Origin of the sequence: Streptomyces bungoensis, from assembly GCF_001514215.1 — a bacterium.
Taxonomy (GTDB): Bacteria; Actinomycetota; Actinomycetes; order Streptomycetales; family Streptomycetaceae; genus Streptomyces; species Streptomyces bungoensis.
Genome location: NZ_KQ948852.1, coordinates 565,535 through 586,041 on the forward strand (window position 1 = coordinate 565,535; position 20,507 = coordinate 586,041).

Genomic DNA, 20,507 nt, shown 5'->3' on the forward strand with positions numbered 1-20,507 from the left:
TTTCGGCGAAGTAGCCGAAACTTTCGAAAGGCTGGAGACCATGCGTATCGGAATGTCCCGCATGCTCGTCTGCGCCACGGCGCTCGCCCTCGCGGCGGGCCTTACGGCCTGCGGAAACGGCAGCGGCGGAGGGTCCTCGAACGACGGCAGGATCCACGTGCTGGTCTACGGGGACGCCAGCAACAAGGTCGAGAGGCGGATCGTCGACACCTTCAACAAGACCTCCGACGTCAAGGCCGTCCTCGACACCATTCCCGGCGCCGACTACCAGCAGAAGCTGCAGACGATCATCAGCACGCCGCAGGCGCCCGACGTCTTCTTCAACTGGGGCGGCGGCAGCATCCAGCCGTTCGTGAAGGCCGGCCTGCTGATGCCGCTGACGGACTTCGTCAAGAAGGACCCGAACCTGGACGACAAGTTCCTGCCCGCCGTGTTCAACAGCGCCGTCGTCGACGGCAAGCCCTACGGCGTCCCCATGCGCGGCACGCAACCGGTGCTGCTGTTCAGCAACAAGAACGTGCTCGACAAGGCGGGCGTGCAGCCGCCGAAGACCTGGGACGAGCTGCTCACCACGGTGAAGCAGCTGAAGGCCAAGGGGGTCACCCCGATCGCGCTCGGCGGCGGCGACCAGTGGCCGACGCTCATGTGGTTCGAGTACGTCTACGACCGGGTCGCCGGACCGGAGCTGTTCAAGAAGGCCCTCGGCGGCGACAAGGAGGCCTGGGCGAGCGCGGACAGCAAGAAGGCGCTCGGCATGCTGAAGGAGCTGGTCGACACCGGCGCCTTCGGCAAGAACTACGACTCGGTGAAGTACACCACCGGCGCCTCCCCCGCCCTGGTGGCCTCGGGCAAGGCCGGCTTCGAGCTGATGGGCTCCTGGTACTACGCCCAGCAGCAGCAGGACGCCAAGGACTTCGCCGCCAAGGGCCTCGGCTACACCACCTTCCCGACCGTCTCCGGCGGCAAGGGCGACCCGTCCGACGTGGTCGGCAACACCAACAACTTCTACTCGGTGCTGAAGAAGACCAAGCACCCCGAGGCCGTCGCCAAGTTCCTGAAGCTCATGTACTCCGACGAGTTCGTCAAGGCCCAGCTGGCCATAGGCAACCTGCCGACGACCACCAACACCAAGCAGTTCCTCGGCCAGTCGGCCAGCCCCGCCTACTCCCGCTTCCAGTACGACCTGGTCGCCAAGGCGGCCTCGTTCCAGCTGTCGTGGGACCAGGCCTACCCCCAGTCCGCCAGCACGTCCATGCACCAGGCCGTCCAGCAGTTCTTCGACGGGAAGCTCGACGCGGACGGCTTCATCAAGGCCATGCAGGCCCTCCCGGCCGAGTGATTCCTTCATGAGCACACAGACCACGAGCGCTCCGACCGCCGCCGCGGCCTCCAAGGAGGGCCGGCGGCGGCCGGACACCGCCTACGCCGCCCGCGGCACGCGCCCCGGCTTCCTCTGGGCGCTGCCCGCCACCGTCTTCTTCGCGCTCTTCGCCATCGTGCCGCTGATCGCGGTGGCCGTGCTGTCCTTCATGAGCTGGAACGGCCTCGGCTCCCCCCAGTTCGTCGGGACGGACAACTGGAAGCGCATCGTCGACGACCCCGTGATGGTCAAGAGCATCTGGCTCACGCTGCTGCTCACCGCCCTGGGCGTGGCCCTGCAGACCCCGCTGAGCATCGTCCTCGGCGTGTGGGCCGCCGGGCACCAGCGCAACCGCGCCGTCATATCGGCGATCTACTTCGTCCCGCTGCTGCTGTCCTCCACCGCCGTGTCCGTGCTCTGGCGGGCCCTGCTCGACCCGAACTTCGGCATCCCCGCCCGGATGACGTGGCTGTTCGGGGACGGCAACCTGTTCGGTGAGCAGACCACCGCCATCGGGGTGCTGGCGTTCGTCAGCACCTGGCAGTTCACCCCGTTCCACACGCTGATCTACCAGGGCGCGGCCCGGGCCGTGCCGCAGGTGCTGTACCAGGCCGCCGAGATCGACGGTGCGGGACGCTACCGCCGGTTCTTCCACATCACCCTGCCGCAGCTGCGCAACTCGGTGATCACCTCGATGATCCTGATGATCGTCGGCGGGCTCACCACCTTCGAGACGGTGCTCATCCTCACCCAGGGCGGACCGGGCACCGACACCACGATCAGCGCCTACTACATGTACCAGAAGGCCTTCCAGGGCTTCGACTTCGGCGCCGGTGCGGCCATCGCCCTCTGCCTGGTCGTCGCGGCCACGATCATCTCGCTGATCGTCGTCCGCGTCTCCGGCTACGACAAGATGCGCAGCGACATGGAGGGTGTCTCGTGAAACGACGCCCCAACTACCTGGCCGGCGCCGGCTCACTCGTCTGGCTGGTCCTGGTGGGTCTGCCGCTGTACGTGATGCTGGCGGCGACCCTGCGCACCCGGCAGGACTACGCGAGCAAGGGGCCCCTGTCCTTCCCCGGGGACTTCACCCTGGACAACTACACGGGCGCCTTCGACTCGGGCTTCGGCCGGTACTTCCTCAACACCATCATCGTCACCGTCTGCGTCGTCGGCGTGGTGCTGCTGCTCGTACCGCCCCTGGCCTACGCGATCGTGCGCAGCCGCAGCCGCGTCACCTCGCAGATCTTCCGGCTGTTCCTGCTGGGCCTCGCGATCCCCGCCCAGGCCGTCATCGTCCCGATGTTCTACCTGATCACCGAGGCCGGCCTGTACGACAACCTGCTCGGCGTCATCCTGCCCACCGCCGCGTTCTGCCTGCCCATGTCGGCGCTCGTCCTCAGCGGCGCGATGCGCGACATCTCGCCGGAGCTGTTCGAGGCGATGACGGTGGACGGGGCGAGCCCGCGGCGGATGTTCTTCCAGCTCGTCGTGCCGCTCTCGCGCGGCGGCCTGTCCACGATCGTGGTGTTCTCCGCGCTCCAGGCCTGGAACGGCTTCCTGTTCCCGCTCGTCCTGACCCAGTCCGACTCCACCAAGGTGATCACGCTGGGCCTGTACAACTTCCAGACCGAGCACGGCATCGACATCCCCGGCCTGCTGGGCGCCGTGACCCTGTCCATGGTGCCCGTCCTGCTCATCTACCTGTTCGCCCGCAGGGCCCTCGTCCAGGGTCTGATGGGCGTGGGAGGAAAGTGACCGCCAACGTGGCCGTAGAGACCACCCCCGAAGCCCCCCTCTGGAACGACCCGACGCAGGACATCGGCACCCGGGTGTCCGCCCTGATCGACGCGATGACCCTGGAAGAGAAGATCGCCCAGCTGTACGGCGTGTGGGTCGGCGCCTCCGACGAGGGCGGCGAAGTCGCCCCGCACCAGCACGACATGGAGGAGGCGGTCGACCTCGGTGCCCTCCTGCCGGCCGGTCTGGGGCAGCTGACCCGTCCCTTCGGCACGGCGCCCGTCGATCCCGCGCTCGGCGCGCTCTCCCTGGCGCGCACCCAGGCCCGGATCGCCGCGGCGAACCGCTTCGGCATCCCGGCCCTGGCGCACGAGGAGTGCCTGGCCGGATTCGCCACCTGGGGTGCCACCGCCTACCCCGTCCCGCTGTCCTGGGGCGCCACCTTCGACCCCGGGCTGGTCCGCGAGATGGCCGCCGCGATCGGCCGCGACATGCGCTCCGTCGGCGTCCACCAGGGCCTCGCGCCCGTCCTGGACGTGGTGCGCGACCTGCGCTGGGGCCGCGTCGAGGAGACCATCGGAGAGGACCCCTACCTCGTCGGCAGCATCGGCACCGCCTACGTGCGGGGCCTGCAGTCCGCCGGTGTCGTCGCCACCCTCAAGCACTTCGCCGGCTACTCGGCCTCCCGCGCCGGCCGCAACCTGGCGCCGGTCGCCATGGGCCCGCGCGAGCGGGCGGACGTCCTGCTGCCGCCCTTCGAGATGGCGGTGCGCGAGGGCGGAGCGGGCTCCGTCATGCACGCCTACACCGACACCGACGGGATCCCCTCGGCGGCCGACGAGGAACTCCTCACCGGGCTGCTGCGGGACACCTGGGGGTTCGACGGCACGGTAGTCGCCGACTACTTCGGCATCGCCTTCCTGCGCATCCTGCACGGCATCGCGGGTGACTGGGCCGAGGCCGCGGGCACGGCCCTGCGCGCGGGCGTCGACGTCGAGCTGCCCACCGTCAAGACGTTCGGCGCGCCCCTGGCCGAGGCCGTCGCCGCGGGCCGCGTTCCGGAGCCGCTCGTCGACCGCGCGCTGCGCCGGGTGCTCACCCAGAAGGCCCGGCTCGGCCTGCTCGACGCGGGCTGGAACCCCGTACCGGCCACCCTCGACGGCGCCGACCTGGACGATCCGGACGCCCTGCGCGGCACGGTCGACCTGGACTCGCCGGCCAACCGGGAGCTGGCCCGCACCGTCGCCGAGGAAGCCGTCGTGCTGCTCGCCAACGACGGCACCCTGCCGCTGGACCGGCCGCGCCGCATCGCCCTGGTCGGCCCCAACGGCGGCGAACCCACGGCCGTGCTCGGCTGCTACTCCTTCCCCCAGCACGTCGGCGTGCACCACCCGCAGACGCCGCCCGGCATCGACCTGCCCACGCTGCACGACGCCCTGCGCCGCGAGTTCCCCGGCGCGGAGATCGACGTCGTGCGCGGCACCGGCGTCGACGACGGCGACGTCTCCGGCCTGGCCGAGGCCGTCGAAGCCGCCCGCCGGGCCGACGTCGTCGTCGCCGCCCTGGGAGACCGGGCGGGTCTCTTCGGCCGCGGAACCAGCGGTGAGGGCTGCGACGCCGAGTCGCTGGCCCTGCCCGGGGCCCAGCAGCACCTGCTCGACGCCCTGCTCGACAGCGGCACGCCGGTCGTGGCGGTCCTGCTCAGCGGCCGGCCCTACGCCCTCGGCCGCGCCGCGGACGAGGCCGCGGCGATCGTGCAGTCGTTCTTCCCGGGCATGGAGGGCACGCCCGCCCTCGCCGGAGTGCTGAGCGGCCGGACGAACCCCTCCGGCCGGCTGCCCGTCAGCGTGCCCCGCGGCCCCGGCGGCCAGCCCGCCACCTACCTCGGCGCCCGCCTCGCCCAGGCCGGCGACGTCTCCAACGTCGACCCCACCGCGGCCTTCGCCTTCGGCCACGGCCTGTCCTACACGTCCTTCCACTGGGACGACCTGGCGGTCGACCGCCCGGAGGCGGACACCGCGGGCGAGTTCTCCCTCGCCTTGACGGTGCGCAACACGGGGGAACGGCACGGCACCGAGGTCGTCCAGCTCTATCTGCACGACCCCGTCGCCTCCGTCGTCCAGCCGGTGCAGCGTCTCGTCGGGTACACCCGGCTCCCGCTGGCCCCGGGCGAGACCCGCCGGCTGCGCGTCACCGTCCCCGCCGACCTGGCCTCCTTCACCGGACGCGACGGACGGCGGGTGGTCGAGCCGGGCGAACTGCACCTGCGGCTGGCCGCCTCCAGCGCCGACGTCCGCCTGACGGCGACGGTCACCCTGACCGGCCCGGCACGGCACGTGGACCACACCCGGCGGTTCCACGCGCGGTTCGACCAGGAGCCGGGCGGCCAGGACGGCTGACCCGCACCCGCGCCGCGGCACGCCCCCTCCCCCGGGGGTGTGCCGCGGCGGGCTCGGCCATCTCTCGTTCTCGCCGTCTGCGGGCCTGACGGTCACTGGTACTGCGGGCGCCATTCGAAGAGCAGGATGGTCGCGTCGTCCCGCAACCGGTTGCGCTGGTAGTCGAGGATGGCGTGGATGAGCAGCCGCAGCACCTCGGCCGGGCGCTGGCCTGCGGCGTTGGAGCGGATGATGAAGTCGGTGAACCGGTCGAGGCCGAACTCCGCGCCGTTCGCGTCGCGAGCCTCCACGACACCGTCGGTGTAGAGCAGGACGCAGTCGCCCGGTTCCAGTTTCGTCTCGTGGACCTGCCGGGAGGGAGGGGCGAGTGGGCCGGCCAGGCCGAGCGGCGGCTGCGGAGGACTGTCCAGCGCCCCGGCGAGCACGCGCTCGTCGCGTATCAGCAGCGGTGGCGGATGACCGCAGTTGACCCACCTCAGCGCTCCGGACTCCGCGTCGAGGCGGCACAGCACGCCGGTGCAGAACTGGTCGGGCAGCCACTGGGCGAGCGCCTGGTCGACGCGGCCGACGACGTCGACGAGTGCGCCGCCGGCGCGGCGGGCGTTGCGTGCCGCCGCCATGGCGACCGAGGTGGTCAGACCGGCGGTCAGATCGTGACCCATGCCGTCCACAATCATGGTGTGCAGTTCGTTCTTGATCACCGAGTGGTCGAAGGCGTCGCCGGCGATGTCGTACGCCGGTTCCAGAACGGCGGTCGACACGCACTTGCTGCTGCCGATGGTGCGTGGCGGCAGGAAGGCGCGCAGCATCTCGGCGGGCAGGCCCATGGTCGCGGTTCGGGTGCGGGCGGCGAGCCAGTCGCTGTAGGCGCGCTTGGAGGAGATCAGCATGGCGAACAGATGGGCCAGCGTCCGGCTGCGGCGCATCCGCGCCGCGTCGAGCGAGGCGGTCCGCACCGCCAGCACGCCGAGCCGCTCCGCACCGTCGATCAGGGGCATCCAGACGATCAGGCCGTCGGCGGCGTCGACCACCCGCGGGGAGACCGTGCGGTACGCCCAGCCGGCCGACGAGCGGTCCACCGGCAGCGGCCGCAGGGCTTCGTCGAGGGGGATGAGCAGCCGTTGCTGCAGGTCGGCCAGGTAGATCAGCGCGGCGTCCAGGCCGAGGGCAGCGGCGTACCGGTCGGCGAGGGCGGGCAGTTCGACCGGCAACGCCGTCTGCGCCTCGGTGAGCAGCCGTTCCAGCCGCTGCTCGTCGACGGCGGGGGCGGAACCGGCGGGCGCGTGCGGTAGGTCCGACACCGATCAGTGCTGGGCATGCGGGCGTGCGTGGAACAGGGGCCGCCGCTCGGTGGGCGTCCCTGCGGCGAGGTGGCCGATCTCGACGCGCGTCATGATGGCGCGGACCACTTCGGTCAGGCCGAAGACGATGGCCATGACGCCGACCACCAGGGTGAGCGTCGCGATGGAGGCGAACGGCATGGTGATCATCACGATGCCGGCCAGAGCGCCGATGATGCCGAAGGCCACGTGCCAGCCGCGCGCCGGCATGGTCCGGTCGGAGGCCGCCGCGACCGTCTCGAGGATGCCCCGCAGCAGCCAGCCGAAGCCGATCCACAGCGCGAGCAGGAAGAGCGACTCCAGGGTGCCCCGGAAGCAGATCAGTCCCAGCAGGACGGAGACCGCGCCGGTGATGAAGTGCAGCACGCGAAGGTGCCCGGCGACGTGGGTGCCGAATGCGGCGGCGAGTTGGAAGACACCGACGGCCAGCAGGTAGACACCGAAGAGCACGCCGATGACGCGGAGGGTCGGGCCCGGCCAGACCAGGGCGACGACGCCCAGGGCGATCGTGGCGATGCCCATGGTGAGCAGGAGTTGCCAGCCGAGGTTCGCCACGGCGGCCAAGCCTCCGGTCAGGGGGCTCTCCTGCGGTTCGGCGCCGCGCGGGGGCACGGGGCCGGAGGAAGCGGAAGGAGATGTCATGGCACCTGCCTCCTTCTCGGAGCAGCGTCGTCAGGTCCGTACGAGTCCATCGTCACCCGATCGGCCGCACGCCGCTCGGTGAAGGGGGCCGGGTCTAGCCTCGCCGTCCCCTGAAAACCGTAGCCACTTTGGCGGGTCGTGGGCTGAGATCGGTCGTCAGTCGGTGTTTCGCGGCAGCCGCCAGCTCGTCGAAACTCGCCACAAGCGGGTCGAGGTCCGGAGAGAAGTTCCCCTTCGCCACCTGGCGCAGGACGGAGACGACCTCCTCATCCAGCGTGGCCATGGCCGCGCGCACCTCGTCGCTGTCGATGTCCCTCTGGACCGTTTCCCAGGTCGCGTGGCACTCGTCGCTGCGCCTGATGGCCTCGGCCTGGAGGGCTTGCCGACCCTCGGGTGAATGAGGCCCGTCGACCGACTGCGGTAGCCCGGCAACCCACTCCCTCGCCTCGTACACGCGCCTGGCGTGGTGATGGACGGCTTGCCGCTGAGCCTGGAGCCCCGACACCTCGTCCCTGTGCCGCTGGCCCAGGGACCTGACCGCGTAATGGGCCATGGCTCCGACGAAGCCCCCGCTGAGAACTCCCCCGAGCCACGCGAGCGCGGTATTGAGCGTGGTCACGGGTCCCAGTGAACGGCCTTTCGCGGTCCGTACCGCCTGCGACGCCGCATGGTTCACCCGTTGTGCCCTCAGATGGGCATGCGGTCGGCGGAGTGGCTCCGGGCCCATGCGGAGGCCGAGTGCACGGTCGGGGCGAGAGCCGCGCGCACCACGGCGGGCACGGTCAGCGGTGCTGGCGCCGGATGCTCGCGGCCACCTCGTTCTGTTCGGTCTCCCACCAGGGACGTACTCGTTCGGGAGACGGTGCCGGGTCCTGTTCCGAGACGGTGGTGTCTGCGGCGGAGGTGGCGGGGGCGAGTTCCGTGTCGAGGCGCTGGTCCAGAGCCGCGGCCTGGACCCGCTCCGCGCGCGCCCACTGGAACAGGAGCGCCAGCATGAAGGGCAGGGCGACCAACTCGGCGATGCTGAGCATGGCGCCACCGCCGAGCTGCTGGTCCCGCTGGACGTCCGGGGACCAGGACGGCGCGTGGTGCAGGTACCAGGCGCCCGCGATCAGCGTGCCGTGCGTCATGACGACGACGCCCGGGATCGCGTCGACGACGCCGTCCAGGAAGACCAGGCCCGCACGGACCGGATGGGTGCACCAGGAGGGCAGGGCGTCTTCGTGGGTGAGGACCGGTACGACGACCAGGCATCCGGCCGCCAGCAGGTGCAGGTACATCAGCTCGTGCAGCCAGCCGATGCGCAGAGCGGTGGCGAAGTACGGCGTGAAGTACACCGTCAACTCCGTGGCCAGCACGAGAGCGGTGCTGACCAGCGGGAAGGTCAAGGCGCGTACCACCTTGCCGCTGATGACCCCCCGGACCCGCTCCGACGCGGTTTCCGGCAGTGCCCGCACCGCCAGGCGCACCGGGTCACCGAGGGCCAGACCGAGGGGGGCGACCAGGTCGAGGAGGATGTTCTGCACGGCAGCCGGCCAGAACAGCACGTGGTCGTACACGGCGAGGGACGACATCGTCGCCACCACCAGCGCGCCCAGCCCGAGCAGCGCGAAGACAGCGCTGCGGGCGACGGGCCAGGGCTCACCCCGGCGCCGCAGCCGGACGACGCCCCAGCCGTACGACGCGCCGAGGACGACGACCAGCAGCAGTGCGGGGACGTCCGACTGCCACGAGAACAGCAGACGCCCCACGGTCAGCTCCGGAAGCGCACCGGCCGCCGGCTCGGTCACCGCGTAGCCACTCATGCGAATCGTTCTCCTCCGGCTCGAAGGCATGGGCCGCGCCCACTCGGCTCCCCCAACGGGACCCTAGGGCCCGGCGACCGGGGCCCCGGCACCGGGGCGCCGCACGTCCGGGTGATCTCCGTCTTACCGGCCCCTGCGTGAGCGCCGGACAGATCCGACGTAGGCGCCCGTCGAGGGCCGGGGCCTCCCGATGCGGTCACTCGTGCCCAGTTCCGTGATCGCCCCCTGCGAGGCCACCGCGCCGCCGTTCCACTGCTGCGAGCCGCCCACGAACCGGCCGACCGCGTGGACGCCGGAGAAGTTCTGGATGGCACCGCAGGCGACCAGGACCACCGCGGCGCCCGGCACCAGGATGCGCAGCGTGCCGCGCACCAGGTCCGACCAGAAGTTTCCCAGCTCACCGGTGCGCGAGCGGGGGAAGCCGCGCACCAGTGCCACGGCGACGGCGATACCGACGGCTGCCGAGACGAAGTTCTGCACGGCGAGACCGGCGGTCTGCACGACGTGACCCATGGTCCGCTCGCCTTAGTACGACTGCCAGTTGGTGTTGGTCGCGAACGACACGGCCGTGTTGAACGACTGCGCCGGGTCGACCGCGGAGAAGTGCGGCGAGCCGGGCAGCACGCCCTGGAGCCGCTGGAGGAGGTGGAGGAACAGGACACCGCGCAGTGCCGACGGGGACGTGGGCGAGCGCCAGAGCGCCCATGAGGGCGAGCAGTTGGAGCACGCCCGCGAGTACGGGACCCATGTGTGTTCTCAGACGGCCGGATCGGCCGTCGTGAACTCCTGAAGAGATTCGGGGTTGGAACTCGGTCGCTCAGAGGAAACCCCCTCTCCGGCCGGATCCGGTCCCTCGTTGACGCCCCTCATAGGGCGACCCGTACGCCCTTGACGGGACCCTGACGCCGTGGGCCGGCGAGGTGCCGGCACGAGACCGCCCCGACACGGCCGGGGATGACGACAGCCGCACATCTGCCCAGGCCCCCGGTCCCCGTGCTGAACTGGGGACGCCGGTCCCGAGGGGAGCCGGTAACGTGAGGAGCGAGCCGTGTTCTACTACCTGCTCAAGTACGTGCTGCTGGGTCCCCTGCTCAGGCTGGTCTTCCGGCCCCGGATCGAGGGGCTGGAGCACGTGCCGGCGTCGGGGCCGGCGATCGTCGCCGGGAACCATCTGTCCTTCTCCGACCACTTCCTGATGCCGGCGATCCTGAAGCGGCGCATCACCTTCCTCGCCAAGGCGGAGTACTTCACCGGCCCGGGGCTCAAGGGACGGCTCACCGCGTTCTTCTTCCGCGGCGCCGGGCAGATCCCGGTGGACCGCTCCGGCAAGGAGGCGGGGCAGGCCGCGATCCGCGAGGGGCTCGGGGTGCTGCGCAGGGGCGAGCTGCTGGGGATCTACCCGGAAGGGACCCGGTCGCACGACGGGCGGCTGTACAAGGGCAAGGTCGGGGTGGCGGTGATGGCGCTGCGGGCGGGGGTGCCGGTGGTGCCGTGCGCGATGATCGGCACGTTCGAGGCGCAGCCGCCGGGGAAGGTCGTCCCGCGGCTGCGGCCCATCGTCATCCGCTTCGGCGAGCCGCTGGACTTCTCCCGCTACGCGGGCATGGAGAAGGAGAAGGCGGTCCTGCGGGCCGTCACCGACGAGATCATGTACGCGATCCTCACCCTGTCCGAACAGGAGTACGTCGACCGGTACGCGGCCGACGTCAAGGAGGAGCAGGCGGCCGAGAAGGCGGAGAGGAAGGCGCGCAGGGTGCCGCGGGCCCCGCTGAGCTGAGCGCGGGGGCTGGCGGGCGGGAACCGCGCGAAGGGGCGGCCGGTGGATCCGGCCGCCCCTCGTGTGCCGTGCCGGGTGGCTACGGCTTGGGCGTCGCGTGCGGCGCGCAGGTGACGTCGGAGGCGTCCAGCTTGCCGGTGAGCAGGTAGGCGTCGACCCGGTCGTTGATGCAGGGGTTGACCAGGCCGGTCACACCGTGGGAGCCCGCGTCCCGCTCGGTGATCAGGCGGGAGCCCTTGAACCGCTTGTGCAGGGAGACGGCGCCCGGGTAGGGGGTCGCCGCGTCACGCGTGGACTGCACGATCATGACCGGCGGCAGGCCCTTGTGGGTGCGCACCTCGACCGGGGTCTGCTGCTTGGCCGGCCAGGTCGCGCAGGGCAGGTTCATCCAGGCGTTGGCCCAGGTCATGAACGGGTAGTCCTTGTTGAGCCGGGTGTTGTCCCGGTCCCACTTGTGCCAGCTGGTGGGCCACTTGGCGTCGGCGCACTCGACGGCGGTGTAGACGGCGTTGCTGTTCTCCGCGCCGATGTTGCCGGCCGTGTCCGACATGTCGGGGGCGGCGGCGTCGATCATCGCCTGGGTGTCGCCGGCGACGTACTTGGCGAACACCGAGGCGACCGGCACCCACGCGGAGTCGTAGTACGGGGCGCTCTGGAAGAAGGAGATCAGCTCGGCCGGGCCGACGACCCCGCCGAGGGGGGCCTTCTTGGCGGTGGCGCGCAGCTTGAGCCACTGGGCCTGGACGGCGGCGCGGGTGGTGCCGAGGTGGAAGGCGGCGTCGTTGGCGGCGACCCAGTCCTCCCAGTCCTTCCAGCGACCCTCGAAGGCGATGTCCTGGTTCAGGTTGGCCTGGTACCAGATGTTCTCGCGCGACGGGTCGACCACGCTGTCGACGATCATGCGGCGCAGGTGGCCCGGGAAGAGGGTGCCGTAGACGGCGCCCAGGTAGGTGCCGTAGGAGACGCCGAGGTAGTTGAGCTTCTTCTCGCCCAGGGCGGCCCGGATGACATCCAGGTCGCGGGCGGTGTTCGGCGTGGTCATGTACGGCAGCATCCGGCCGCTGTGCTCGGCGCAGCCCTCGGCGTACTCGCGGGCGAGCTTGCGCTGGGCGGTCTTGTCGGCCTCGCTGTCGGGCACCGGGTCCATCTTGGGTGCCTTGACGAACTCCTGCGGGTCGACGCAGGAGATGGGCGCCGAGTGGCCGACGCCGCGCGGGTCGAAGCCCACGAAGTCGTAGGCCTTGGACACGTTGGTCCACAGCGCGCTCTTGGTGGTGACCCGGCGCGGGAAGCGCAGGCCGGAGCCGCCGGGGCCTCCGGGGTTGTAGACGAGGGCGCCCTGGCGCTCCTGCGGGGTGCCGGTGTTGCCGATGCGGTCGACGGCGAGCTTGATCTGCTTGCCGTAGGGGTGGGCGTAGTCCAGCGGGACGCTCACCCAGCCGCACTGGATGGGCTTCTCCAGGCCCCAGTCGGCGGGGCAGTCCTGCCAGTCGACGCCCGCCTTGGCGGCGCGGGCGGCGGCGATCCCGGCGCCCAGGGCCTCCCGGTCCTTGCCGCCGTGGCGGCTGTCGGCGCTGGCCGCGGGCGCCGACACCGCACCGGCTATCAGCGTGGCGGTGACGAGTGCTCCGGCCGAACCGAGCGCCAGCAGGCGGCTCTTCGGTCTGTTGTGCCTCAAGTGGGCCCCTTCCCCAATGAGGTGATGAGTGGTCAAGCGGGGATCCTCTCGGCTGTGAGCCGCCTGAGAACAGGGGTCGCCCACCATCTTTACCAATCCGATAAACGGAGGGTTACGTCCCGCTGAGCGGAACGGCTCAGCCCAGCAGGGCCAGCGCCTCGTCCAGCACCCGCCGCAGCGCCAGCGCGTCGGGGGCGACGGCGCTGACGAGGACGGCGGGTCCGGCGAGCGGCATCAGCGCGGCGCACTCCCCCAGCGTCCGCGCTTCGGCCGGCCGCTCGGCGAACTCCGGCCGTACGACGACCAGCTGCCCCACCGACCGGTGCCCGGCGAGCACGGCCGGCCCGTCCCAGCCGCCCGGCGCGCCGGGTCCGCAGCGCAGCTCCTGGTCCAGCACCGTGCGGCCCGCGACGCGTACCGTGAGCCGGCTGGTGAGCCGCCCGGGCTCCTCCCCCACGCGGCCCAGCACCTGCTCCTCGCGCAGCACCAGCCGGGCCCCGGCGGCGACTTCGGCACGCGTGGTGACGGACAGGTCGCTGCCCGCGGCCGAGATCAGCTGCTCGGGCAGCCAGTGCAGCTCGGCCCCCCGGGCCACGTCGAGCCGTACGGCGTACCGCGCCTCGCCCTTCGCCTGCCCGGGCAGCGCGAGAGTCGCGGCGGCCGACCCGACGGACAGCCGGGCGCCCTCCTCCACCCGCGCCTCGACCCGGAACCGGTCGCCGCCGAGCGGCCCGCTCATCGCGCCGACCAGCATCACCCGCGCCCCGTCGCCGCTCGCCCGGGTGCGGCGCGGCGCGAGCGGACCCGCGCCGTCCAGGACGGGCAGGGCCGTACCGCCGCGCCCGTCGGCGCGGGCGACGATCCGCGCGTGCGCCCGGACGCCGGCCGCCGTCATGCCGTCCACGCGGCGAGCCGCTCCCGTACCCACGCGGCCACGTCCGCGACGCCGGTCCCGCCGCGCAGCGACTGGAGGACGACCGGGAGTCCGGCCCGTTGCGCCTTCGCGTCGGCGGCCATCCGGGCCAGGTCGGAGCCGACGTACGGCGCGAGGTCGGTCTTGTTGACGACGAGCAGGTCGGCGGTGGTGACACCGGGGCCGCCCTTGCGCGGGATGTCGTCGCCGCCGGCCACGTCGATCACGAAGACCTGCGCGTCCACGAGCCCCTTGGAGAAGGTGGCGGTGAGGTTGTCCCCGCCGGACTCCACGAGGATCAGGTCCAGCGGCCCGACGGTGTCCTCCAGGTCCTCCACGGCCTCGAGGTTGGCGGAGATGTCGTCGCGGATCGCGGTGTGCGGGCAGGCGCCGGTCTCCACGGCCGCGATCCGCTCGGGCGGCAGCACGGCCTCGCGGAGCAGGAACTCGGCGTCCTCGCGGGTGTAGATGTCGTTGGTCACGACGGCCAGGGACAGTTCGTCGCGCAGCGCCCGGCACAGCGCGGCCACGGTCGCGGTCTTCCCGGACCCGACGGGCCCGCCGAGCCCGATCCGCAGCGCCCGGCGCGAGCCGTCGGGGCGGTGGGCGTCCGCGCTGACGGCGGCGGGGCCGTGGTGGGGGTGGTCGAGGTGCATGTCGGCGGCTCCAGGTGTGAGGGGGTACGGCATCGGTCCGCGCGTGCGGCGTCCACGGAGGGGGCCGGGCGGGCGGCTGGGGGCCGGGCGGCGCGGCCCCGGGTCAGGAGGCGAACAGGCGCACCGGCCACCCCGCATGCCACTCGGCGCCCAGCTCCAGCAACGGCCCGGACGCCGCCGGCAGCGCGCCGGCCCCCTCGTCGAGGGCCCATCGCGCCGCCTCCACCGCCGTGTCCGCGGCGCGGTCCAGTTCGGGCGCCAGGCGTGCCAGCACCCCGGTCGCCTCGAAGGGGTCCAGGCTCAGCAGCCGCACCGTCGCCGTCGCCGGCCCGCTCACGCTCTCGTACAGCGCGCAGTACGCCGCGTCCACGGGGGCCAGCCCGGCCGCCCGCGCGGTCACGCCGAGCACGACCGGATGGTGCGCGCCCTTGGGGAAGTCCCGTGCCAGCGCGTCGAGTTCGGCCGACGGCCAGCTCGCCCGCGCGGCCCGCACCAGTTGCCGGCCGAGCCGCCGCGCGGCGCCGCGCAGGGCGGGTGAGGGGGTACGCGCGTCCGCCGCCGCGTCCAGGTCACCGGGGGGTACGCCGAGGACGGCGGCGGCCGCCAGCGCGCCCGCGACCAGTCCCGCGGTGTGCAGCCGGCCCCGGCAGAAGTCCTCCAGGCCCGCCGCCGAGGTGATCCGCCCGGCCTTGACGGCGGCCTCGGCCCCGCCGGAGTGCGCGTGCCCTCCGGCGGGGAAGCGGCCGTCGGCCAGTACGAGCAGTGCCGCCCTGGACATCAGAAGAGGAAGTAACGCTGGGCCATGGGCAGTTCCGCGGCGGGCTGCGCCTCGACGAGTTCGCCGTCGATGTGCACGGCGAAGCTGTCGGGGTCGATCGCCACGTCCGGCAGCGCGTCGTTCTCGCGCATGTCGGCCTTGGTGACCTGTCGCGTGGAGGCGATGGCGGCGAACCGCTTGCCGAGCCCCAGCCGCTCCGGCAGCCCGTCCTCGAGGGCGAGGGGTGCCACGAAGTTGACCGAGTTCGCGGCCGGCGCCCGCCCGATCGCGCCGTACATCGGGCGGGGCAGGACCGGCTGCGGGGTGGGGATGGAGGCGTTGGCGTCGCCCATCTGCGCGTAGGCGATCTGCCCGCCCTTGAGGACGAGGTGCGGCTTCACGCCGAAGAACGCGGGCTCCCACAGCACGAGGTCGGCGAGCTTGCCGGTCTCGACCGAGCCGATCTCTCCGGCCATCCCCTGCGCGAGGGCCGGGTTGATCGTGTACTTGGCGACGTAGCGGCGTACGCGCCGGTTGTCGGCCCGCCCGTCCCCGGGCAGCGCCCCGCGGCGCCGCTTCATCACGTGCGCCGTCTGCCAGGTCCGCAGGATCACCTCGCCGACCCGGCCCATGGCCTGGGAGTCCGAGGAGATGATGGAGATGGCGCCCAGGTCGTGCAGGACGTCCTCGGCCCCGATCGTCGACGGCCGGATCCGTGACTCGGCGAAGGCCAGGTCCTCCGGGACCGCCGGGTTCAGGTGGTGGCACACCATCAGCATGTCGAGGTGCTCCTCGACGGTGTTGACGGTGTACGGCCGGGTGGGGTTGGTGGAGCTCGGCAGCACGTGCGGCGCGGAGACGACCGTCATGATGTCGGGCGCGTGCCCGCCGCCGGCGCCCTCGGTGTGGTACGCGTGGATGCCCCGCCCGGCGATCGCGGCGAGCGTGTCGCCGACGAAACCGGCCTCGTTGAGGGTGTCGGTGTGGATCGCGACCTGGATGCCGGTGCGGTCGGCCACGGTGAGCGCGGCGTCGATGACGGCCGGGGTGGACCCCCAGTCCTCGTGCAGCTTCAGCCCGACCGCGCCGCCGCGGATCTGCGACAGCATCGCCTCGTGCGAGACGGTGTTGCCCTTGCCGAGGAAGCCGATGTTGAGCGGGTAGTGCTCCATCGCCTCGAACATGCGGGCCAGGTGCCAGGGGCCGGGTGTCACGGTGGTGGCCTTGGAGCCCTCGGCCGGTCCGGTGCCGCCGCCGACCAGGGTGGTGACGCCCGCGGCGAGCGCCTCGTCGGCTACTTGCGGGCAGATGAAGTGGACGTGCGCGTCGATGGCCCCGGCGGTCAGGATCCGCCCGTTGCCCGCGATGACCTCCGTCTCGGGGCCGATGACGAGGTCGGGGTGGACGCCGTCCATGGTGTCGGGGTTGCCGGCCTTGCCGATGCCGGTGATCCGGCCGTCCCGGATGCCGATGTCGGCCTTGACGACGCCCCAGTGGTCGACGACGACGGCGCCGGTGATCACGGTGTCGGGGGTGCCGTCGGCGCGGGTGGCCCGGGACTGGCCCATGGACTCGCGGATGACCTTGCCGCCGCCGAAGACCGCCTCGTCCCCGGCGCGCCCGGGGCCGCCGGAGCGGTCCTCCTCGATCTCGACGAGCAGGTCGGTGTCGGCGAGCCGGATGCGGTCGCCGGTGGTGGGGCCGAACAGGTCGGCGTAGGCGGCGCGGGAGATCTCAGGCATCGAGGGCACCTCCGGTCTCCCCGCGCAGCCCCGGCACGATCCGGGCGCCGGTGAGCGGCACGAGTTCCACCTCGGCGGGGATGCCGGGCTCGAAGCGCACGGCGGTGCCGGCGGCGACGTTGAGCCGCCTGCCGCGGGCGGCGGCGCGGTCGAACTCCAGGCCCGGGTTGGCCTCGGCGAAGTGGTAGTGGGAGCCGACCTGGACCGGGCGGTCGGCGGCGTTGAGGACGGTGAGCCGGGTGACCTCACGGCCTTCGTTGAAGGCGACGGGGCCGGCCGCGAAGAGCACCTCTCCGGGAATCATCGCGGGCCCCTCAGACGATCGGGTCGTGGACGGTGACGAGCTTGGTGCCGTCCGGGAAGGTGGCCTCCACCTGCACGTCGTGGATCATCTCCGGGACGCCGTCCATCACGTCGTCCCGGGTGAGGAGCGCACGGCCGGACGACATCAGTTCGGCGACCGTACGGCCGTCCCGGGCGCCCTCGAGGAGGTGCGACGTGATGAGGGCGACCGCCTCCGGGTGGTTCAGCCTGAGCCCGCGGGCCCTGCGCCTCTCGGCCACGTCGGCCGCCACATGGATCAGCAACCGCTCCTGCTCGTGCGGGGTCAGGTGCACGTCCCACCTCCCAGTCCGTGGTCGACACAGGCAGAAAAACCCCTGGTCGCGTGGATGGGCAGGCTAGTTCGCCCGAGTTTCAGGGACGTTAACCGGATCTTGGCCTGTGCATGACCGGACGATGGGCCGGCGCATACGCGTCAGGAGGCGCCGGGCCGCCGGTGCTCGGCGGCGATGCCGAAGCGCTGCCGCTCCCGGGCGGCGGGGGTGGCCTCGCGCACCCCGGACACGGAGCTGACCACCTGCTCGCCGGCCGGCTCGTCCAGCGCGTCGAGCCGCTCCAGGTCGTCGGCCGAGACGAGCGCGACCAGGGGCTTGCCGTGCCGCGTCACGACGACGCGCTCCCCGCCGTACACCACCCGGTTGATCAGGTCGGCGAGCTCAGCCCTGGCTTGCGTCACCGGAATCTCGTAGGCCATACCACCCATCGTACGTCAGGTACGTCCTGTACATTTTTTACAGAAGCGGGGCCGCGGCGGCTCCGTCCCGAGGAGGGGTATGCCCATGACCCGACCGTCCGCCCGTCACGTCCTGCCCGAGTTCACCGAGCGCACGAGCACGGGGCAGCGCTCGCTGGACCCCTACTCCAAGCTGTTCGAGAACCGGGTCGTCTTCCTCGGCACGCCCCTCGACGACTCGGCGGCGACCGACGTCATCACCCAGTTCATGCACCTGGAGCACGCGGCCCCGGACCGGGACATCACGCTGTACCTCAACTGCCCGGGCGGCTCGTTCAGCGCGATGACGGCGGTCTACGACACGATGCGGTACGTCGGCTGCGACGTGGAGACCTACTGCCTGGGCCAGGCCGCCTCGGTAGCCGCGGTGCTGCTCGCGGCCGGCACCCCGGGCAAGCGGTTCACGCTGCCGGGCGCCCGCATGGTGCTGCGTCAGCCCGCGCTGCCCGAGCCGGTCCAGGGGCAGCCGAGCGACCTCGTCATCCAGGCCGGGGAGCTGGCCCGCACGCGCGACCTGATGGAGGAGATGCTCGGCCGGCACACGGGGCGCACCGCGGAGCAGGTCCGCCGGGACCTGGAGCGCGACCTGGTGCTGGACGCGCCGGGCGCGGTGGCGTACGGCCTGGTGGACGGTGTCGTCCCCCACCGCGGGGACACCTCCGGCGCCCGGCACGCCGGGTGAGCCGCCGATGCTGCAACCGGAGCTCCCGCCGCTGCCCGCGCTGACGCGCGCCGAGGGCGAGCTGATCGACCGTTACCTGGAGGTGGTGGACCTGCTGGGCCGGATCAACCCGGCGCGGCCCGGGGACACCTACCGCGCGCTGCGCGCGGCGCAGGCCCTGGAGCGCACGGCGGCCCGTCTGTGCGACGCGCTGACCCTGATGCACCGTCGGGGCGAGACGGAGCTGCACGGGGACACGCTGGCACGGGCGCTGCGGGTGCTGGACGGCGAGCGCCGCACCGCGCGCGTCGCGCTCCCGCCGGACGGCCCGGGCTGAGCGGGACGCCCGTCCGGCCCGGCGGCGTCCCGGTGTCGAGGGTGCCGCGCGGGCCGGACTCGAAACGCGCCGAACGACTTACGGCCGGGCGGCGTATTGATGGACGGGTTTCCGGCCCTCCCGACTTGCGCACCGCCCCCTCGCGAAGGTCGTCGGAGGGTGCTTTTGCCCAGGTCCGGTGCTACGTAGGGGATTTGACGGCGGCTCGAACGGAGCAATGTCCACTCGAACGGGCGAGTGGTGAGTAACGCCACAAAGTCGCGGTTCCGTTGGGATTTTCGGACAGGTGTGGGTGAAGATCCGTGACTGACGACAAGCCCCCGCCACCGCGGCGGGGCGGTCCGGGCGGACGCCGAGTCCTGCCGCCGCCCGGACGACCGGTCGACAGGAGTGGATCGGCAGGAGTGGAGGACCCGAGCAAGACGGGTCGCCGGAACGGACGTTCGTCGCAGACGGGCGGCCGGGCCGAGCAGCCCTTGGGGTGAAGCCGCGGCAACGCGGCCGGGCAACTTCGCCAGCCCGAATCCGACAGGTCATCCTTCACAGGCGGCTGACGAAGGGTTGCGCATGACTGCGCTCAATCGTGTCCCGTCGCTGATGGCCCGGGCCGGCACGGCCTCGGCACTCACCCTCGCCGCCGTGGGCGGCTCGATCGCGGTCCCGGGTCTCTCCGCCGACGCCTCGGCGGCGACCATCGCGTCCAAGGCGCTCCAGGTCGCTGCGTCCAAGAAGGGCGCGCCGTACTCCTGGGGGGCCACCGGGCCGCGCCGGTTCGACTGCTCGGGGCTGACGCTGTACTCGTTCAAGAAGGCGGGCAAGAAGCTGCCGCGTACCGCCGCCCAGCAGTACAACAAGACGCACCACATCTCCGCCGGCCACCGCAAGGCCGGTGACCTGGTGTTCTTCCACTCGGGTTCCAACGTCTACCACGTCGGCATCTACGCCGGGCACGGGAAGATCTGGCACGCCCCGAAGACCGGGGACGTGGTGAGGCTGCAGAAGATCTGGACCAGGAGCGTCTGGTACGGCCGCGTCAGCTGACCCTGAGCGCACGAGCGGCTCCGGCCCCGGGGCGGCGCGGCGCCTCGCCTGGCCGCGGGGGCCTGGCGGGCGCCTGGAGCACGGTAGGGCCGGGCGGGCCGCACTCCACGGGGACCGCCCCTCCGGCAGTCCGTGGACGACGAGCCGGTGCGCCGCACCGCGCCGGTACGGGCTCGGGCCGCCCGGCGCGACGCGCAATGCCGCCCGCACGCGCCTGCTCCGGGACGAGCGTCGCCCCTCGCCGGGGGGCGATCGACGGGCGCGGCTGCGGTCGCGGTCGCGGTCGCGGTCGCGAGGAACGGATCCCAGGGGCCGGTCCGTTTCTCCACCCCGGCACGGCCTGACGGATGCCGCCGACACGGGCCCGGCGGTGCCGCCCGGCCCGTAGCCCGGTCGGCCGAGCGCCCCACAGAGGGTGCCGCGATTCCCTGCCCCCGCCCCTGACGGGGTCTGTCACGACCCGCCCGTCCAGCCGCCGTCCGCGCCGCCGCCGTTGCCGCGCCGGCCGCCGTCACGCGACGCCTTCACCCTTGAAGGGCGCACGCACAGGTGTCCCGGCATCGCGCCCACCGGCCCCGGCGGGT

20 protein-coding genes and 1 pseudogene are annotated in these 20,507 nt (G+C 72.4%); 8 read left to right on the top strand and 13 right to left on the bottom strand.

Annotation, left to right across the window (positions count from 1 at the left end; translation table 11 throughout):
• Positions 1–40: 40 nt before the first annotated feature.
• Genes AQJ66_RS06755 through AQJ66_RS06770 form a run of 4 tightly spaced genes read left to right on the top strand, consistent with a single transcriptional unit; the run spans position 41 to position 5,499 of the window.
• The gene (locus AQJ66_RS06755; RefSeq protein WP_425264266.1) at positions 41–1,339 is read left to right on the top strand and encodes an ABC transporter substrate-binding protein; all 1,299 of its coding nucleotides are present in this window, start codon (positions 41–43) and stop codon (positions 1,337–1,339) included.
• A gap of 7 nt (positions 1,340–1,346) precedes the next feature.
• Positions 1,347–2,303, top strand: coding sequence for a carbohydrate ABC transporter permease (locus AQJ66_RS06760; RefSeq protein ID WP_061918005.1), 957 nt, complete (start codon positions 1,347–1,349; stop codon positions 2,301–2,303).
• On the top strand, positions 2,300–3,118 hold the full coding sequence (locus AQJ66_RS06765; protein WP_061918007.1) for a carbohydrate ABC transporter permease: 819 nt from the start codon (positions 2,300–2,302) through the stop codon (positions 3,116–3,118). The genes AQJ66_RS06760 and AQJ66_RS06765 overlap by 4 nt, the downstream gene beginning before the upstream one ends.
• Positions 3,115–5,499: a beta-xylosidase/alpha-l-arabinosidase gene (locus tag AQJ66_RS06770; protein ID WP_107118872.1), complete on the top strand. Its 2,385-nt coding sequence runs from the start codon at positions 3,115–3,117 to the stop codon at positions 5,497–5,499. The genes AQJ66_RS06765 and AQJ66_RS06770 overlap by 4 nt, the downstream gene beginning before the upstream one ends.
• Before the next feature lie 92 nt (positions 5,500–5,591).
• Here the strand turns inward: AQJ66_RS06770 and AQJ66_RS06775 are convergent, their stop codons facing one another.
• The 5 genes and pseudogenes from AQJ66_RS06775 to AQJ66_RS36990 all read right to left on the bottom strand — a co-directional run.
• Complete coding sequence (locus tag AQJ66_RS06775) at positions 5,592–6,800, bottom strand: PP2C family protein-serine/threonine phosphatase (protein WP_061918009.1); 1,209 nt, start codon at positions 6,798–6,800, stop codon at positions 5,592–5,594.
• A gap of 3 nt (positions 6,801–6,803) precedes the next feature.
• Positions 6,804–7,481, bottom strand: coding sequence for an HdeD family acid-resistance protein (locus AQJ66_RS06780; protein WP_061918011.1), 678 nt, complete (start codon positions 7,479–7,481; stop codon positions 6,804–6,806).
• A 94-nt stretch (positions 7,482–7,575) separates the two neighbouring features.
• Positions 7,576–8,100 carry a hypothetical protein gene (locus AQJ66_RS06785; protein WP_061918013.1) on the bottom strand — a complete coding sequence of 175 codons (525 nt, stop codon included), beginning with the start codon at positions 8,098–8,100 and terminating at the stop codon, positions 7,576–7,578.
• 163 nt (positions 8,101–8,263) lie between these two features.
• A complete protein-coding gene (locus AQJ66_RS06790) occupies positions 8,264–9,286 on the bottom strand; it encodes a cytochrome c oxidase assembly protein (RefSeq protein WP_061918015.1) in 1,023 nt (340 codons plus the stop codon).
• A gap of 198 nt (positions 9,287–9,484) precedes the next feature.
• Positions 9,485–10,034: pseudogene (locus tag AQJ66_RS36990) on the bottom strand (potassium-transporting ATPase subunit KdpA); the annotation flags it as partial.
• Positions 10,035–10,334: 300 nt separating this feature from the next.
• Between AQJ66_RS36990 and AQJ66_RS06800 the strand changes: the two are divergent.
• On the top strand, positions 10,335–11,063 hold the full coding sequence (locus tag AQJ66_RS06800) for a lysophospholipid acyltransferase family protein (protein ID WP_061918019.1): 729 nt from the start codon (positions 10,335–10,337) through the stop codon (positions 11,061–11,063).
• A 79-nt stretch (positions 11,064–11,142) separates the two neighbouring features.
• Here the strand turns inward: AQJ66_RS06800 and AQJ66_RS06805 are convergent, their stop codons facing one another.
• From AQJ66_RS06805 to AQJ66_RS06840, 8 genes are all read right to left on the bottom strand, one after another.
• Positions 11,143–12,741 carry an alpha/beta hydrolase gene (locus AQJ66_RS06805; protein ID WP_244162762.1) on the bottom strand — a complete coding sequence of 533 codons (1,599 nt, stop codon included), beginning with the start codon at positions 12,739–12,741 and terminating at the stop codon, positions 11,143–11,145.
• A 136-nt stretch (positions 12,742–12,877) separates the two neighbouring features.
• Positions 12,878–13,636, bottom strand: a complete 759-nt coding sequence (locus AQJ66_RS06810; RefSeq protein WP_061918359.1) for an urease accessory protein UreD — start codon at positions 13,634–13,636, stop codon at positions 12,878–12,880.
• On the bottom strand, positions 13,633–14,310 hold the full coding sequence (ureG, locus tag AQJ66_RS06815) for an urease accessory protein UreG (RefSeq protein WP_061918021.1): 678 nt from the start codon (positions 14,308–14,310) through the stop codon (positions 13,633–13,635). Before ureG ends, AQJ66_RS06810 begins: the two co-directional genes overlap by 4 nt.
• Before the next feature lie 103 nt (positions 14,311–14,413).
• On the bottom strand, positions 14,414–15,088 hold the full coding sequence (locus AQJ66_RS06820) for an urease accessory protein UreF (protein WP_061918023.1): 675 nt from the start codon (positions 15,086–15,088) through the stop codon (positions 14,414–14,416).
• The gene (locus tag AQJ66_RS06825) at positions 15,088–16,809 is read right to left on the bottom strand and encodes an urease subunit alpha (RefSeq protein WP_061918025.1); all 1,722 of its coding nucleotides are present in this window, start codon (positions 16,807–16,809) and stop codon (positions 15,088–15,090) included. The genes AQJ66_RS06820 and AQJ66_RS06825 overlap by 1 nt, the downstream gene beginning before the upstream one ends.
• On the bottom strand, positions 16,802–17,113 hold the full coding sequence (locus tag AQJ66_RS06830) for an urease subunit beta (protein WP_061918027.1): 312 nt from the start codon (positions 17,111–17,113) through the stop codon (positions 16,802–16,804). Before AQJ66_RS06830 ends, AQJ66_RS06825 begins: the two co-directional genes overlap by 8 nt.
• A gap of 10 nt (positions 17,114–17,123) precedes the next feature.
• The gene (locus AQJ66_RS06835) at positions 17,124–17,426 is read right to left on the bottom strand and encodes an urease subunit gamma (RefSeq protein ID WP_061918029.1); all 303 of its coding nucleotides are present in this window, start codon (positions 17,424–17,426) and stop codon (positions 17,124–17,126) included.
• Between the two features lie 140 nt (positions 17,427–17,566).
• Positions 17,567–17,845, bottom strand: a complete 279-nt coding sequence (locus AQJ66_RS06840) for a type II toxin-antitoxin system Phd/YefM family antitoxin (protein ID WP_061918031.1) — start codon at positions 17,843–17,845, stop codon at positions 17,567–17,569.
• A gap of 85 nt (positions 17,846–17,930) precedes the next feature.
• Between AQJ66_RS06840 and AQJ66_RS06845 the strand changes: the two genes are divergently transcribed.
• The 3 genes from AQJ66_RS06845 (at position 17,931) to AQJ66_RS06855 (ending at position 19,923) form a co-directional block, all read left to right on the top strand.
• The gene (locus AQJ66_RS06845; protein ID WP_061918032.1) at positions 17,931–18,566 is read left to right on the top strand and encodes an ATP-dependent Clp protease proteolytic subunit; all 636 of its coding nucleotides are present in this window, start codon (positions 17,931–17,933) and stop codon (positions 18,564–18,566) included.
• A gap of 7 nt (positions 18,567–18,573) precedes the next feature.
• Positions 18,574–18,882, top strand: a complete 309-nt coding sequence (locus tag AQJ66_RS06850) for a hypothetical protein (RefSeq protein ID WP_061918034.1) — start codon at positions 18,574–18,576, stop codon at positions 18,880–18,882.
• Between the two features lie 567 nt (positions 18,883–19,449).
• Complete coding sequence (locus AQJ66_RS06855; RefSeq protein WP_061918036.1) at positions 19,450–19,923, top strand: C40 family peptidase; 474 nt, start codon at positions 19,450–19,452, stop codon at positions 19,921–19,923.
• Positions 19,924–20,507: the final 584 nt, after the last annotated feature.

What these genes read in the sequence shown, in the direction of transcription:
- AQJ66_RS06755 (WP_425264266.1), top strand. Translation starts at nt 41, where the DNA reads ATGCGTATCGGAATGTCCCGCATGCTCGTCTGCGCCACGGCGCTCGCC.
- AQJ66_RS06760 (WP_061918005.1), top strand. Translation starts at nt 1,347, where the DNA reads ATGAGCACACAGACCACGAGCGCTCCGACCGCCGCCGCGGCCTCCAAG.
- AQJ66_RS06780 (WP_061918011.1), bottom strand. Translation starts at nt 7,481, where the DNA reads ATGACATCTCCTTCCGCTTCCTCCGGCCCCGTGCCCCCGCGCGGCGCC.
- AQJ66_RS06790 (WP_061918015.1), bottom strand. Translation starts at nt 9,286, where the DNA reads ATGAGTGGCTACGCGGTGACCGAGCCGGCGGCCGGTGCGCTTCCGGAG.
- AQJ66_RS06810 (WP_061918359.1), bottom strand. Translation starts at nt 13,636, where the DNA reads ATGACGGCGGCCGGCGTCCGGGCGCACGCGCGGATCGTCGCCCGCGCC.
- ureG (WP_061918021.1), bottom strand. Translation starts at nt 14,310, where the DNA reads ATGCACCTCGACCACCCCCACCACGGCCCCGCCGCCGTCAGCGCGGAC.
- AQJ66_RS06820 (WP_061918023.1), bottom strand. Translation starts at nt 15,088, where the DNA reads ATGTCCAGGGCGGCACTGCTCGTACTGGCCGACGGCCGCTTCCCCGCC.
- AQJ66_RS06825 (WP_061918025.1), bottom strand. Translation starts at nt 16,809, where the DNA reads ATGCCTGAGATCTCCCGCGCCGCCTACGCCGACCTGTTCGGCCCCACC.
- AQJ66_RS06830 (WP_061918027.1), bottom strand. Translation starts at nt 17,113, where the DNA reads ATGATTCCCGGAGAGGTGCTCTTCGCGGCCGGCCCCGTCGCCTTCAAC.
- AQJ66_RS06840 (WP_061918031.1), bottom strand. Translation starts at nt 17,845, where the DNA reads ATGGCCTACGAGATTCCGGTGACGCAAGCCAGGGCTGAGCTCGCCGAC.
- AQJ66_RS06845 (WP_061918032.1), top strand. Translation starts at nt 17,931, where the DNA reads ATGACCCGACCGTCCGCCCGTCACGTCCTGCCCGAGTTCACCGAGCGC.
- AQJ66_RS06850 (WP_061918034.1), top strand. Translation starts at nt 18,574, where the DNA reads ATGCTGCAACCGGAGCTCCCGCCGCTGCCCGCGCTGACGCGCGCCGAG.
- AQJ66_RS06855 (WP_061918036.1), top strand. Translation starts at nt 19,450, where the DNA reads ATGACTGCGCTCAATCGTGTCCCGTCGCTGATGGCCCGGGCCGGCACG.